Here is a 14044-nt window from a genome sequence, read left to right on the forward strand (position 1 = left end):
CGTCACCCGCCGCCGGCGGCGCAGCCGGCGACCCCGGCCGAGCGCCCGGGCGGCCAGGTCCGGGGCCGGGCCGGCACCGTCCGCGAGTTCGCGTACGGCCGCCCGGAGGGTCTCGTCCAGCGACGTGCTCATCGGGTCACCTCCGCTCGACTGGTCCGCTCGTCCAGCCCCGGCACCAGCTGGCGGAGCCGGGCCAGCGCCTTGGCGCTCTGGCTGGCCACCGTGCCGGTCCGGCAGCCGAGCAGCGCCGCGGTCTGCTCGACGCTCAGGTCCTCCAGGTACCGCAGGGTCAGCACGGCCCGCTGCCGGGGCGGCAGCGCGCGCAGCGCGTCCCGCAGCAGCAGCCGCAGGTCGCTGTCCTCGCCGGCCGCCGCCCGCTCCGGCAGCTCCGCCAGCGGCACCTCGGGACGCCGCGCCCGGCGCCGCCAGCCGGAGACCTGGTCGTGGTAGAGGATCCGTTTCACGTACGGTTCCGCGTCGCCGCGGATCCGGGGCCAGCGCGCGTACGCCTTCGCCAGCGCGTTCTGGAGCAGGTCCTCCGCCGCATGCTGGTTTCCCGCCAGCGCGTACGCGACGCGCAGCAGGACCGCTCCCCGTTCGTTGACGAACGCGGTGAACTCCCCGTCGACCTCAGCCACCGCCCACCTCCGTAGCTCAGACGCCCGGGGCGGGAGGAACTTTGCCTCATCGCGCGGGACAATGGGTGACATGCGTTGGACCATGCTCGACTCGCCGATCGGGGAATTCTCCGTCGGCACCGACGGGGAGGCCGTCCGCGGGGCGCACTTCGGCCGGGTGGCGTCGGCGACCGACGAGCCCGGCGACGACGTCGCCCGGTTGGCCGTGGCCGAGCTGCGGGCGTACTTCGCCGGTGAGCTGACCGCGTTCAGCGTGCCGGTGGTGGCGCCGCGCGGCTCGGAGTTCGAGCGGGCGGTGTGGCGGGAGATGACCCGCATCCCGTACGGGGAGACGAAGACCTACGGCGAGGTGGCGAAGACGGTCGGCGACCCCGGGGCGGCCCGGGCGGTCGGGGTGGCGTGCAACCGCAACCCGGTCCCGGTGCTCGTGCCCTGCCACCGGATCGTCGGGGCGGGCGGCAAGCTGGTCGGTTTCGGTGGCGGGCTGCCCCGCAAGGTGACCCTGCTGGAGCTGGAAGCCGGCGTGGCGCTGCGGCGCGCCTGGTCCTGACGTACGCGAGAAGGAAGGCCGGGTCCGCGCGGACCCGGCCTTCCTTCCGTCGATCAGCGCGTCAGCGCTCGACCTCGCCGGCGATGAACGCCTCGACGGCGGCGTGCGCGTCGTGGTCGGCGTACTGCACCGGCGGGGACTTCATGAAGTACGAGGAGGCGGAGAGGATCGGGCCACCGATCTTCCGGTCCAGCGCGATCTTCGCGGCCCGGACGGCGTCGATGATGACACCGGCCGAGTTCGGCGAGTCCCACACCTCGAGCTTGAGCTCGGCGTTGAGCGGGGTGTCACCGAAGGAGCGGCCCTCCAGGCGGATGTACGCCCACTTCCGGTCGTCCAGCCACGGCACGTGGTCGGACGGGCCGATGTGCACGTCGCTCTTCTGCATCTCGTGCGGGATCTGCGAGGTCACCGACTGGGTCTTCGAGATCTTCTTCGAGACCAGGCGGTTGCGCTCCAGCATGTTCATGAAGTCCATGTTGCCGCCGAAGTTGAGCTGGTAGGTGCGCAGCAGCTCGACCCCGCGGTCCTCGAAGAGCTTCGCCAGGGCGCGGTGCACGATGGTGGCGCCGACCTGGCTCTTGATGTCGTCACCGACGATCGGCAGGCCCGCATCCTCGAACTTCTTCGCCCACTCCGGGTCGGAGGCGATGAAGACCGGCAGGGCGTTCACGAACGCGCAACCGGCGTCGATCGCGGCCTGGGCGTAGAACTTGTCGGCCTGCTCGGAACCCACCGGCAGGTAGGAGACGACCACGTCGACCTGCGCGTCGCGCAGCGCCTGGGCCACGTCGACCGGCTCGGCGTCCGACTCCTCGATGATCTCGCGGTAGTACTGGCCGAGACCGTCGAAGGTCGGGCCGCGCTGCACGGTGACGCCGGTCGGCGGCACGTCGCACAGCTTGATGGTGTTGTTTTCGCTGGCCACGATGGCCTCGGCGAGGTCCATGCCCACCTTCTTGGCGTCCACGTCGAACGCCGCGACGAACTTCACGTCGGAGACGTGGTAGTCGCCGAAGGTGACGTGCATGAGACCCGGGACGCGGTCGTTCGGGTCGGCGTTCCGGTAGTACTCCACGCCCTGCACGAGGGACGAGGCGCAGTTACCCACACCGACGATGGCGACGCGGACGGAGCCCATAACGTCTGCCTCCTTCTTCTTTCATCACGGCCGCTTCGTCCTGGACTCTCCAGGCGGGGGCGGGCTGTCGTTTTCTCCTCGGCCGCCGGCCGTCCCGGGTTGGGGGACCGTCGGGGCCCGGCCGGAGCGCTCGTTGGCGATGAGCTCCTCCAGCCAGCGGACCTCGCGCTCACAGGCGTCGAGCCCGTGGCGTTGCAGTTCCAGGGTGTACGCGTCGAGCCGCTCGGCTGCCCGGCCGAGCACGTCACGAAGGCCTTCGCGACGCTCCTCGATCTTCCGGCGACGACCTTCCAGGATCCGGAGCCGGGTGGCCTGGTCGGTCCGGGCGAAGAACGCGAAGTGCACGCCGAAGCCCGTGTCGTCGTACGTCTCGGGCCCTGCCTGCGCTATGAGCTGGGCGAAGCGTTCCTTGCCCTCCGCGGTAATGGTGTAGACCACCCGACCGCGTCGGCTGGTCAGCGCGGGAACCTCCTCGGCGGTCGCGGGTGTCTCGGCGGCTTCGGTGATCCATCCCGCCGCCTGCAGCCGGCGCAGCGTCGGGTAGAGCGAGCCGTAGCTGATCGCCGCCCGGATCGCGCCGAGCTTGGCGGTCAACTCCTTGCGCAGCTCGTAGCCGTGCATCGGAGCCTCCTGCAGGAGGCCGAGGATGGCGAGTTCGAGCACGGGCCATCCCTTCTTACCCCCGGCGCGGAGCGGTAACCGCCGCGATGTATCGGACCGATACATCGCACGTTAGCGGAGACGCATGATCAGGGCAAACCCCCGATTACGAGGTCCTGTCGTCACGGATCGTGACGATGGTCGCCTCGCCCTGCCGGACCGCGTACCCTTTCCCGCATGCGTACGCAGCGCCAGGTCGTCGACTACTCGCTCCAGAAGCGAGCGGTGCTGCGTGAACTCCTCGCCGGGCGGATCGGCACGTACGACGTCTGCGACGCCTCGCCGTACCTGAAGAACGCTGCTCGCTTCCACGGCGAGCCCACCGACGAGCGCTGCCCGATCTGCCGCAGCGAGAACCTCATCCACGTCCACTACATTTATGGCGACGAACTCAAGCAGTCGGCCGGCCAGGCGCGTACCCGGGCGGAGCTGCCCGTCCTGGCCATGACCCTGCGTGAGTTCCAGGTGTTCGTGGTGGAGGTGTGCCCCGGCTGCGACTGGAACCATCTCGTCGAGCAGTTCCTGCTCGGCCGGGACGGGCTGGCCGGCGGCACGGAGGACGTGGCGGAGCAGGAGCCGGCGAGCGGCTCCACCCCCCGGCGAAGGCGAGAGGCGCAACGGTGAACCCGGCTGTCCCGATCGATCCCGGCCCGATCGCAGGGCGGGACGGTCGACAGCTGCTAGGTCTGATTGGTCCGAATAGGTCGGATTTGACGCCTGCGCCCCGGCACGCCCGGGGTGTAGCGTCTCGTGTTCCAGCTCACGGCAACCCGGTGGCGGCGCGCCCGCGCCCCACCGCGACCGGCAGGGTGTGAGGAATGAACTACGGCGATCCCAGTTCTTCGCGTGGGCGGGCCCAGATCCCGGGCCCGAACGGCGACCCCGGGAGTCCGCACGGGAACGGCTGGTCCTCCGGCTCGGAGGGCGCTGCGTCGGCCCGGGCCTCGGTGACACCACGCGGCTCCGCGTCGGGTGGTCGGGCCTCGGTCGGTGGCGCGGCCCCGGCACCCCGTGGCGCCGCGGGCTCGGCCTCCGACGGCCGGGCCGGGCCGGGACGGGCCTCGGTGCCGGTCTCGCCGGCGCCGGGCGTCTCGGGCCGGGCCGGCGCCGGGCGGGCCTCCGTGCCGGTGTCCCCGGCCGGTCCCGCCGGGCGTGCCTCGGTCGGCGCGGCGAGCGTCGGCACGGCGGCCGTGGGTGGCCGGGCCGCGGTGGCTCGCGCCGGGGTGCCCGGCATGGCCGGTGGTGGCCCCGGCGGACCCGGTGGGCCGGGCGGCCCGACCGGACCCGGTCGGGGTGGTCGAGGTGGGGATCCGGCCCGGGCGAAGAAGCGCCGGCGCATCAACATGATGATCGCCGGGTTCGCCGTCTTCATCATGCTCGCCGGCATGGGCGTGGTCGGCTTCACCTGGTACTCGCAGAAGGTGCTGCTTCCCGAGGACACCATCCCGCCGCTGTCGACGACCATCTACGACAAGACCGGCAAGACGCCCATCGCCAGGATCGGCGACCAGAACCGGCAGCTCGTGACCATCGGCCAGATCCCGGAGCACGTCCAGCACGCGGTCGCCGCGGCCGAGGACCGGAACTTCTACCGGCACTCCGGTGTGGACTACAAGGGCATCGCCCGGGCCGCGTGGAACAACATCAGCGGCGGCGACAAGCAGGGCGCCTCGACGATCACCCAGCAGTACGCCCGCAACGCGTTCGACAACCTGGACCAGGACACGTACGGCCGCAAGGTGAAGGAGGCGATCCTCGCCTCCAAGCTGAACGACCGGTACGACAAGCCGACGATCATGCAGCACTACCTGAACGTGATCTACTTCGGCCGCGGCGCGTACGGCATCCAGGCGGCGGCGCGGACGTACTTCGCCAAGGACGTCAAGGATGTGACCGTGGCGGAGGCCGCCGTGCTGGCCGCGCTGATCAAGCAACCCGAACCTGACACGAGTACGGGCCACAAGGGCTACGACCCGGCGATCAACCCGCAGGCCGCGCTGGACCGGTGGAACTACGTCATCAACGGCATGATCACCGAGAAGTGGCTCGACGCCCCGAACATGCCGGCGCACCCCACGGAGTACCCGACCAAGACGCTCCAGAAGCCCTCGAAGAACAACGGTGGCGGCTTCGGCATCGACACCCCGTACGGCAACATCGTCAACTACGTCTCGCAGGAGCTGCGCGAGATGAAGCTCTGCACCGACAACGAGGCCGAGGTGACCGACGCCACGCCGCTCTGCTCGAAGGCGTTGAGCCGGGGCGGCTACAAGATCACCACCACCATCGACAGGAAGATGCAGGAGGCGGCGCTCGACGCCGCCCAACGGGCCAAGAAGGGCTCCGAGCTCTACGGGCAGCCGAAGAATCTGATGGCCGCCGTGGTGGCGATCGAGCCGAAGACCGGTGCGGTGCGCGCCTACTACGGCGGGGACAACGGCACCGGCACCGACTACGCCGGCAAGAACATGGACAACGGAGTGCTCTCCGGAGGCCACTCACCGGGTTCGAGTTTCAAGATCTACACCCTGGCGGCGGCGCTCAAGGCCGGCATCTCGATCAAGTCGCGGTGGAAGGGCTCGGCGTTCACCCCGAAGGACACGAAGTTCAAGGTCAGCAACGCCGGCGCCGACAAGGTCTCCTGCGGCGACTCGTGCACCCTCGAACTGTCGACGCTCAAGTCGCTGAACGTGCCGTTCTACTACATCACCGAGCAGATCGGCCCGGACAAGGTGCTCGACATGGCCAAGCAGGCCGGCGTCACCACGATGTGGCAGACCGATACCAACCCGGCCAAGGCGCACGACCTCACCAGGGCGGACCCGAAGGACCTGGCCCCGTCGCCGTTCTTCCACGTGATCGGCTACGGCCAGTACCCGATCACGGTGCTCGACCATGCCAACGGGGTGGCCACCTTCGCCAACCAAGGCGTCTACAACAAGGCGCACTTCGTGAAGCTGGTGCAGAAGCAGAACCCGGACACCGGCAAGTGGGACACGGTCGGCGGGGAGAAGCTCAAGCCGCAGCGACGCATCGAGAAGGACATCGTCGCGGACGTCACCTCGGTGCTGGAGCAGTACCCGGGTCAGGTGAACCGCCGGCTCGACGAGGGCCGCAAGGCCGCCGAGAAGACCGGCACCTGGGAGCTCGGCGACCCGAAGGACCCGTTGGCCAACGGTGACGCCTGGATGATCGGCTACACGCCGCAGCTCGCCACCGCCGTGTGGGTCGGCAACAAGGGTGACCGCAAGGCGATCGAGGACAAGAACGGCAACAAGATCAGTGGCGCCAAGATGCCCGGTGCCATCTTCCAGCGCTTCATGAACGACGCGCTCAAGGGCAAGGACAAGGAAGACTTCCCGCCGGCCGCGCACGTCGGCAAGGACGACGCCGGCAACGGCGAGATGCCGCCGCCGGAGGTGCCGCTGCCGGGTCAGCAGCCCTGCGACCCGCTGGGCCTGTTCTGCCAGGGTGGCAACAACGGCGGCGGCGGCAACGACGGAGGCGGCAACACGGGGCCGGGCCTCCCGCCGGGACCGGGCAACGGCGGTGGCGGCGGCGGTGGTGGCGGCCTGCTACCGAGCACACCACCCACCCGTCAGACGTATTGACGTCCACGGCCTGACGACGGCGGCCGGACCACCTGGTCCGGCCGCCGTCGGCGTTCCGCGTACCGGAATTTCTCCGCGTGAGGCGCGACGGCGGGGCCCGGCGTACGGCAGGATGCCTCTCCATGAGCACCCAGTCGACGGCAGGCATCGACGAGAACGGGTCAGATCGGCAGTCCCGGCTCGGCGCGGACGAGGCCGCGCCACGACCTGGAGCCGTCGTGGACCACCCGTCCCGCTCGGATGGCTTCGTCCGCGGCGCGGCCGAGCTGATCGGCGGCCCGCTGGGTGACCACGCCGTCGCCCTGGACCGGCCCGCCGGCCGGGAGGGCAGGTTCTGGACCGCTGCCCGGATCGTGCTGGCCCTGGTCTGCCTGACGCTGGCCCTGCACTGGGTGCAGAAGTCCCCCTGCCAGGACGGCGCCTGGCAGAACAACGTCCAGTACACCCGGATGTGCTACACGGACGTCCTGGCCCTCTACTACGCCGAAGGGCTCAACGAGGGCAAGGTCCCCTACGCCGACCACCCGGTGGAGTACCCGGTGCTCACCGGCTACTTCATGGGTGCGATCGGGCTGCCGGTGCACGCCCTCGGCGTGGACAACCCGGGCATCAACCAGGGGCAGTGGTTCTACAACCTCAACGCGCTGGTGCTCAGCGCCCTCGCCGTCGCCACCGTCGCGGTGATCCTGAGCCTGCGCCGCCGACGACCGTGGGACGCGGCCCTCTTCGCGCTCTCGCCGGCCCTGGTGCTCACCGCCACCGTCAACTGGGACCTGCTCGCCGTCGGGTTGGCCGCGTTCGGGCTGCTCGCCTGGGCGCGCGCCCGGCCCGGCCGGATGGGTGTCCTGCTGCCCGGCCTGGCCGGGGTGCTGCTCGGGCTCGGGGGCGCGGCGAAGATGTGGCCGCTGTTCATCCTCGGGCCGATCCTGGTGCTCGCGATCCGCGCGGGCCGGGTCCTGCCCGCCGTCCTGTCCGTCATCACCGCCGCGTTGACCGTGGTGGTGGTGAACCTGCCGGTGGCGATTCCCTACCCCGAGAGCTGGAACCGTTTCTTCGAGCTGAACACCACCCGGCCGATCGACTGGGGCACGCTCTGGTACATCGGCCGCTACCTCGACGGCAGGATCAGCCCGTCGGCGCCCGGCGACCTCGGGCCCTTCGAGTGGCTGAACGCGCACATCTCGGCCCTCAACTGGCTGTCGTACCTGCTCTTCGGGCTGGCCTGCGCCGGCGTGGCCGCGCTGGCGCTGCTCGCCCCGCGCCGGCCCCGGCTCGCCCAGCTGGCCTTCCTGGTGGTGGCCGCCTTCCTGATCTTCAGCAAGGTCTGGTCCCAGCAGTTCGTGCTCTGGCTGCTCCCGCTCGCGGTCCTCGCGCGGCCGCGCTGGGGCGCCTTCCTGGCCTGGCAGTTCGCCGAGGTCTGCTACTTCGCCGCCTTCTACGGGGAGCTGCTCGGCGCGGCCACCACCCGTCCGGTCTTCCCCGAAGGGGTCTTCGTGCTGGCCGCCAGCCTGCGCCTGATCACCGTGGCGGTGCTCTGCGGCTTCGTGATCCGGGACATCCTGCGCCCCGAGCGCGACCCGGTCCGGGACACCTACGCGGACGACCCGGACGGCGGGGTGCTCGACGGCGCGGAGGACGCGCCCTGGTACCAGCGTTGGCGCCACCGCCCCGCCGCCGATCGCCCCGTCGAGCCGGTCACCGCCTGACCGGGAAGCCGGGTCAGAGCCGGTAGACGACCGCGTCGCCGACCTCTTCCCGGGTCACGCCCAGCCCGTCGACCGGCCGGTCGAGCATCCCTTCCCACGGGGTGCCGCCCAGCCGGTCGCGGAGCACCACCACGTTCTTCACGCCGAGCTTGCGCAGGTAGTCGACGCTGCCGAAGTCGGGGAAGCCGACCGTGGCCTCGCGCACCTGGGCCTGGGAGTGCGGGGTGAAGCCGCTGCCGCCGTTGACCATCGGCTGGAACCGGTCGGTCGACCAGAGCATCACCGGCTGGTCCAGGTTCTGGCTGCTCGGCAGCACCAGCAGGGGACCGTCCACGGTGCGCATCACGGCCGGCTGCCGCGGCACCACCGGGTGCGGGGTGACGTTCAACCCCTCCACGACAACCAGCAGCAGCGGCACCAGGGTGGCCAGCCGCAGCCACGGGCCCGGCCACGGCGGGACCCGCTCGGCGGCGAGTTCGCGGACCCGGGCGCAGAACGCGGTGACCGCGCCGGCCGCGAGCAGGCCGAGCAGGAGCGTGGTCCACAGCATCATCCGGCCCGGCGTGCGCAGCCCGTTCCAGCCCGGCAGGTGCTCGAAGAGCGGCACGTAGGTGAACCGGCCGTCGAGGAAGCGGGTGCCCATGGCCAGCGCCATCGTCACCAGCACCCCGGCCAGCAGGAAGATCCGGTGACGGACCCGCCAGACCGAGAAGAAGAGCCCGCCGGCGGCGAGCGCGTAGAGCACGAAGCCCGGCAGCAACGTCATCTCCGGGTGCCAGGGCAGCACGGCCCGGGCCCCCTCGTGCAGCTCACCCCAGATGCGCGACTCGGCCGGGGCGGTGAAGAACCCGCTCGCCGGCGGCGAGTAGAGGCCGATCTCGCCCAGCGTCCGCGCCGCGTTCGGGTGCAGCTCCGCCACCGTGAAGTACGGCACGGCCAGCAGCGCGCCCACCGTGGCGAAGAGCAGCCCGCCGAGCAGGTCGGTGAGGAACAACTGCCGGCCGAACGGGCGCTTCACCCGGCGCCGCCGCGCGAACCAGACGACCGCCGAGACCAGCACGACCCCCACCAGCAGGTACGCGAACGGCAGCCCGATGCCGAAGCCGAGGCTGAGCTGCCAGGCCGCCACGAGCCAGCCGAGGAACGCCCAACCGGCGTGCCGGCGCCGCGGCCGGTAGCCGTGGCGCAGCGACCAGCCGTGACCGCGGGCGAGCATGGCCAGCGCGAGGGGGATGCCGCCGTTGGAGATGATGTGCAGGTGCCCGGCCTGCGCCAGCAGCCACGGGGCGTAGGCATAGCTCGCCCCGGCCACCGCGCCGCCGATCCGGCCCGCGCCGAGCTGCCGCGCCAGCGCGTACGCCCCGAACGTGGCGAGCGCGTGGGCCAGCACGAACATGATGTTGTAGCGCAGCAGGGCGTCCTCGGGGCCGGCCCCGATCATGCCGGCCGGAGCGTAGCCGAGCAGGGTGTCGGAGAAGGCGAAGTTCCACGGCTCCGGAAAGAACGTGTTCGCGGTCCACAGCTGCCCCGGGTCGGTCAGCAGGGCGTGCCCGGACCACGCCATCTGCCAGGCCTGGAGGCTCGGGTCCCAGTAGTCCTGCGGCAGGGTGTAGCGCGGGTAGCGCAGCGTGGGCCAGGTCATCAGCACGGCCAGCGCCAGCGAGGCGACGGCGGCCAGGGTCCACTCGTGCACCAGGAACCGGCCCACCGCGCGGACCGCCCGGCGGCGCCGGCTGAGCACCGGCTCGGGAGCGGGACCGAACGCGGTCCAGGGGTCGGCCGGCTTCTCCCCGTCCTTGCCGGCCTTGGCCTTGCCGTCGGTCTTGGCCTTGCCGTCGGTCCCGGCCTCGTCGGTGTCGGCCTTGCCGTCGGTCCCGGCCTCGTCGGTGTCGGCCTTGCCGTCGGTCCCGGCCTCGTCGGTGTCGGCCTTGCCGTCGGTCTTGGGCTTGCCGTCGGTCTCGGTCTTGCCGTCGGTCTCGGCCTTGCCGTCGGTCTCGGTCTTGCCGTCGGTCCCGGCCTCGTCGGTGTCGGCCTTGCCGCCGGTTGCGGCCGTGTCGTTGGTTCTGGCCTGGTCGGTGTCGGCCTTGCTCCCGGTCTCGGTGGCGGCCTTCCGCGTCGCGTCCGGCGAGGGGTCGCCGGTGGCCGGCCCCGGGCCACTGTCGGCCCGGCCGCCGGTCGCGTCGGACTGCTCGGTGGTCATGCCGCGGCGCCCAGCTGCCCGCGCAGGAAGGCGATGTCGGCCGCCTGGCCGTCGACGCCGCCGGGGGTTTCCACGATCACCGGCGCGCCCGCCGCCCGGATGACCGCCACCACCAGCTCCGGATCGATGGTGCCGCCGGTGAGGTTGTCGTGCCGGTCCTGGCCCGAGTTGAACGTGCCCTTGGAGTTGTTCGCGTGGATCAGGTCGATCCGGCCGGTGATCGCCTTCACCCGGTCGACAAGCCCCAGCAGCTCCTCACCGCCGGCGTACGCGTGGCAGGTGTCGAGGCAGAAGCCCACCTCGTAGTCGCCGAGCGCGTCCCAGAGCCGGGCCAGCGCGTCGAGATGCCGGGCACACGCGTTGTCGCCGCCGGCGGTGTTCTCGATCAGGATCGGGAGCGGGAAGCCGCCGGAGTCGGCCGCGTACGCAAAGGTCTTCCGCCAGTTGTCGAAGCCGACGGCGAGGTCGTCACCGGCGTTGACGTGGCCGCCGTGCACGATCAGCCCCTTGGCGCCGACCGCCGCCGCGGCGGCGGCGTGGCCGAGCAGCAGCTTGCGGCTGGGGATGCGGATCCGGTTGTTCAGCGTGGCCACGTTGATCACGTACGGCGCGTGCACGTAGAGGTCGACGTCGGCGGCCCGCAGGCGCTCGGCGTCCTCCCGCGGCTTCGGGGCCTTCCAGCCCTGGGGATCGGCGAGGAAGAACTGCACCGCCTCGGCGTCCCGGGCGGCCGCCTCGGCCAGCGGGTCGGTCGGATCGACGTGGGCTCCGATTCGCATGCAGGGCAGCCTACGTCGCGCCTCCGACGCACGGGCTTTCCGCACGCGGGGGTTCCGCGTACGGATCGCGTCACCACCCGGCCCCGCGGTCGTTGTCCGAGGTGGGATCGATGGTCGACGCTCCGCCCGTACGCGGGTCCACAGCGCGTGCGGGTGAAGGGGAGGCCCCCGGTAACGGGACGCCCCGCCGTGCGGCCCGGCACGACGGGGCGGGATCCGACTCGTCACACCTGACGGCTGGTCGCAGAACCAGCCGGGCGAATTCCTCCATTTCCCCCAAGAGGTGACGAGAGCCGTTGTATGGTCAGACCAGGTGACAACACGATAAAGCTCCGCGGGGCGTCCTCGATCCAACCTCATCGGTGTGGTCGTTCCTCCCCAGGTCCCACCCAAGGAATGCGGACGGGACGCCCCGCGGCCCTGCGGACAGGGGTCCACCGCCGGCACGCGACGCCGGAGGTGGGCCCCTGTCGCCGCGCCCGGACGCCGTGGACGACCGGCCCCGGCATGATCGTCCGGACCGGGTATCCTGGTCCGGTTGTCCGCGTCCGGCCGGGTTCCCCCGGCACCGGTCACGGGCCACGACGCACGACCTCCTGCCACGGAAGGACCGTGGCCGCTTAGCCCATAGGAGGTGAGCACGTCTTGCGTCATTACGAAGTCATGGTGATCCTCGACCCCAGCCTCGAGGAGCGCACCGTCGCCCCGTCGCTCGACACGTACCTGAACGTGATCCGGACCGCGGGTGGCTCGGTGGAGAAGACCGACGTGTGGGGCCGCCGGCGCCTCGCGTACGAGATCAACAAGAAGGCCGAGGGCATCTACGCCGTCATCGACCTCCAGGCGTCGCCGGAGGCCGTGGCTGAGCTGGACCGTCAGCTCCGACTCAACGAGTCGGTGCTGCGCACCAAGGTCATCCGCCCGGAGATGCGCTGAGCATCTAGACCCGGCACGTCCGGATCAAGCCTCATCGACGCTGTCGGAGGGCTCTGAGAGCCTGTAGGGCACAGAGATGAGTGCGCGAGGAGATGGTCATGGCAGGAGACACCACCATCACGGTCATCGGCAACCTGACCGATGACCCCGAGTTGCGGTTCACCCCCTCCGGGGCGGCGGTCGCCAAGTTCCGGGTCGCCTCGACGCCCCGCTTCATGGACAAGGCGTCCGGCGAGTGGAAGGACGGCGAGCCGCTGTTCCTCTCGTGCACGGTCTGGCGGCAGGCCGCCGAGAACGTCGCCGAGTCGCTGCAGCGCGGCGCCCGGGTGATCGTGTCCGGCCGGCTGCGTCAGCGGTCGTACGAGACGCGTGAGGGTGAGAAGCGCACCGTCATCGAGCTGGAGGTCGACGAGATCGGCCCGTCGCTGCGCTACGCCACGGCGAAGGTGCAGAAGATGTCCCGCTCGGGTGGCGGTGGCGGCTTCGGTGGTGGTGGTGGCCAGGGTGGCGGCGGAGGCAACTTCGACGACCCCTGGGCCTCGGCTGCCCCGGCTCCCTCGCGCGGTGGTTCGGGCGGCGGAAACTTCGACGAGGAGCCCCCGTTCTAATGGCGCCGAGCGCCCGCGATCGCAAACCAGGAGCAAGAGCAATGGCCAAGGCTGCGGCACTTCGCAAGCCGAAGAAGAAGGTGAACCCGCTCGACAAGGACGGGATCACCTACATCGACTACAAGGACACCGCGCTGCTGCGCAAGTTCATCTCCGACCGCGGCAAGATCCGCGCTCGGCGGGTGACCGGCGTGACCTCGCAGCAGCAGCGGCAGATCGCCCGTGCGGTCAAGAACGCCCGCGAGATGGCGCTCCTGCCGTACACGGCCACGACCCGCTGAGAGGAGGCACCGACATGAAGATCATCCTGACTCAGGAGGTGTCCGGCCTCGGTGCCCCGGGCGACATCGTCGAGGTGAAGGACGGCTACGGCCGTAACTACCTGCTGCCGCAGGGCTTCGCGATCGCCTGGACCAAGGGCGCGGAGAAGCAGGTCACGGTCATCCAGCGGGCCCGCGCGGCCCGCGAGATCCGCGACCTCGACCACGCCAACGAGGTCAAGGCCCAGATCGAGGGTCTGAAGGTCAACCTGAAGGCCCGCGCCGGCGACGGCGGCCGGCTCTTCGGCTCGGTCACCCCGGCCGAGATCGTCGACGCCGTCAAGGCGGCCGGCGGCCCGGTCCTGGACCGTCGCCGGCTGGTGCTGCCCAGCCACATCAAGTCGCTCGGCGCCTACCCGGTCAGCATCCGGCTGCACCCCGAGGTGACCGCCAAGTTCGACCTGAACGTGGTCAAGGGCTGACACCCGACAGCACGACGGAAGGGCCCGCACCGGTATCCGGTGCGGGCCCTTCCGCATTCGTGGGAGTGGACGCCCGTGGTGGCGTCAACCGATCGGCTGGCCCGTCACCGCGCTGATGATCACGGTGGAGAGGCCGCCGCCCACCACGGCCGCCGCCAGCGCCACCGTCGCCGACCGCCAGGTCGTGCCGACCCCGCGCAGCACCATCGCCACCACGAGACTGCTCAGCAGCGCCAGCCCGAACCGCGGCGCGCCCGCCACCAACGAGGCGACGGCGTGCGACCGCGGCGAGTCACAACCGCCCCCGGTGATGTCGGTGACGCAACCCGCCGGGGGCTGCCCGTCGAGGAACAGCAGCCCGACGACGAGCAGCAACGCCGGCACCAGGTAGCACGCGGCCGTGTAGACCAACGGCCGCAGCGGCCCGCCCGGATCCGGGTCGAGCAGGTCGTCCTCCAGCCGGCGGCTGCCCG

General features: G+C 71.1%; 13 protein-coding genes and 1 pseudogene. 8 read left to right on the forward strand and 6 right to left on the reverse strand.

From position 1 onward, the window contains the following. Window positions 1–128: 128 nt before the first annotated feature. Window positions 129–638 carry a SigE family RNA polymerase sigma factor gene (locus ACW0Q9_RS22280; RefSeq protein ID WP_456184314.1) on the reverse strand — a complete coding sequence of 170 codons (510 nt, stop codon included), beginning with the start codon at window positions 636–638 and terminating at the stop codon, window positions 129–131. A gap of 70 nt (window positions 639–708) precedes the next feature. Here ACW0Q9_RS22280 and ACW0Q9_RS22285 point away from each other — a divergent pair, with 70 nt between their 5' ends. Further along, window positions 709–1188, forward strand: coding sequence for a methylated-DNA--[protein]-cysteine S-methyltransferase (locus ACW0Q9_RS22285; protein ID WP_456184316.1), 480 nt, complete (start codon window positions 709–711; stop codon window positions 1186–1188). Between the two features lie 61 nt (window positions 1189–1249). On the opposite strand, the gene ACW0Q9_RS22290 is transcribed toward ACW0Q9_RS22285, so the two are convergent. Continuing rightward, window positions 1250–2329, reverse strand: a complete 1080-nt coding sequence (locus ACW0Q9_RS22290; protein WP_456184317.1) for an inositol-3-phosphate synthase — start codon at window positions 2327–2329, stop codon at window positions 1250–1252. 24 nt (window positions 2330–2353) lie between these two features. Then, entirely contained in the window at window positions 2354–2992 is a 639-nt protein-coding gene (locus ACW0Q9_RS22295; RefSeq protein WP_456184318.1) for a PadR family transcriptional regulator, read from the reverse strand. Window positions 2993–3166: 174 nt separating this feature from the next. Between ACW0Q9_RS22295 and ACW0Q9_RS22300 the strand changes: the two genes are divergently transcribed. The 3 genes from ACW0Q9_RS22300 (at window position 3167) to ACW0Q9_RS22310 (ending at window position 8306) form a co-directional block, all read left to right on the forward strand. Then, a complete protein-coding gene (locus ACW0Q9_RS22300; RefSeq protein ID WP_456184319.1) occupies window positions 3167–3613 on the forward strand; it encodes a DUF5318 domain-containing protein in 447 nt (148 codons plus the stop codon). Window positions 3614–3807: 194 nt separating this feature from the next. Further along, window positions 3808–6600, forward strand: a complete 2793-nt coding sequence (locus ACW0Q9_RS22305; protein ID WP_456184320.1) for a transglycosylase domain-containing protein — start codon at window positions 3808–3810, stop codon at window positions 6598–6600. Window positions 6601–6722: 122 nt separating this feature from the next. Then, entirely contained in the window at window positions 6723–8306 is a 1584-nt protein-coding gene (locus ACW0Q9_RS22310; RefSeq protein WP_456184322.1) for a glycosyltransferase family 87 protein, read from the forward strand. A gap of 13 nt (window positions 8307–8319) precedes the next feature. Here ACW0Q9_RS22310 and ACW0Q9_RS22315 read toward each other — a convergent pair whose 3' ends face one another. Together ACW0Q9_RS22315 and ACW0Q9_RS22320 are read right to left on the reverse strand one after the other, a co-directional pair. Further along, a complete protein-coding gene (locus ACW0Q9_RS22315; RefSeq protein ID WP_456184324.1) occupies window positions 8320–10506 on the reverse strand; it encodes a hypothetical protein in 2187 nt (728 codons plus the stop codon). Next, window positions 10503–11285 carry a deoxyribonuclease IV gene (locus tag ACW0Q9_RS22320; RefSeq protein WP_456184326.1) on the reverse strand — a complete coding sequence of 261 codons (783 nt, stop codon included), beginning with the start codon at window positions 11283–11285 and terminating at the stop codon, window positions 10503–10505. Before ACW0Q9_RS22320 ends, ACW0Q9_RS22315 begins: the two co-directional genes overlap by 4 nt. 645 nt (window positions 11286–11930) lie before the next feature. Between ACW0Q9_RS22320 and rpsF the strand changes: the two genes are divergently transcribed. The 4 genes from rpsF to rplI all read left to right on the forward strand — a co-directional run bounded on the left by rpsF (window position 11931) and on the right by rplI (window position 13571). Further along, window positions 11931–12221 (forward strand): 30S ribosomal protein S6, encoded by a 291-nt coding sequence (gene rpsF / locus ACW0Q9_RS22325; protein WP_046563719.1) that lies wholly within the window; start codon window positions 11931–11933, stop codon window positions 12219–12221. Between the two features lie 80 nt (window positions 12222–12301). Beyond that, window positions 12302–12829 (forward strand): single-stranded DNA-binding protein, encoded by a 528-nt coding sequence (locus ACW0Q9_RS22330; RefSeq protein ID WP_198940427.1) that lies wholly within the window; start codon window positions 12302–12304, stop codon window positions 12827–12829. Between the two features lie 41 nt (window positions 12830–12870). Next, window positions 12871–13110, forward strand: a complete 240-nt coding sequence (rpsR, locus tag ACW0Q9_RS22335) for a 30S ribosomal protein S18 (RefSeq protein WP_013289355.1) — start codon at window positions 12871–12873, stop codon at window positions 13108–13110. 14 nt (window positions 13111–13124) lie between these two features. After that, window positions 13125–13571, forward strand: a complete 447-nt coding sequence (gene rplI, locus ACW0Q9_RS22340; protein ID WP_456184329.1) for a 50S ribosomal protein L9 — start codon at window positions 13125–13127, stop codon at window positions 13569–13571. A gap of 84 nt (window positions 13572–13655) precedes the next feature. Here the strand turns inward: rplI and ACW0Q9_RS22345 are convergent. Then, window positions 13656–14044 (reverse strand): annotated as a pseudogene (locus tag ACW0Q9_RS22345) (hypothetical protein); the annotation flags it as partial.

It is taken from the genome of Micromonospora sp. I033, from assembly GCF_053890995.1.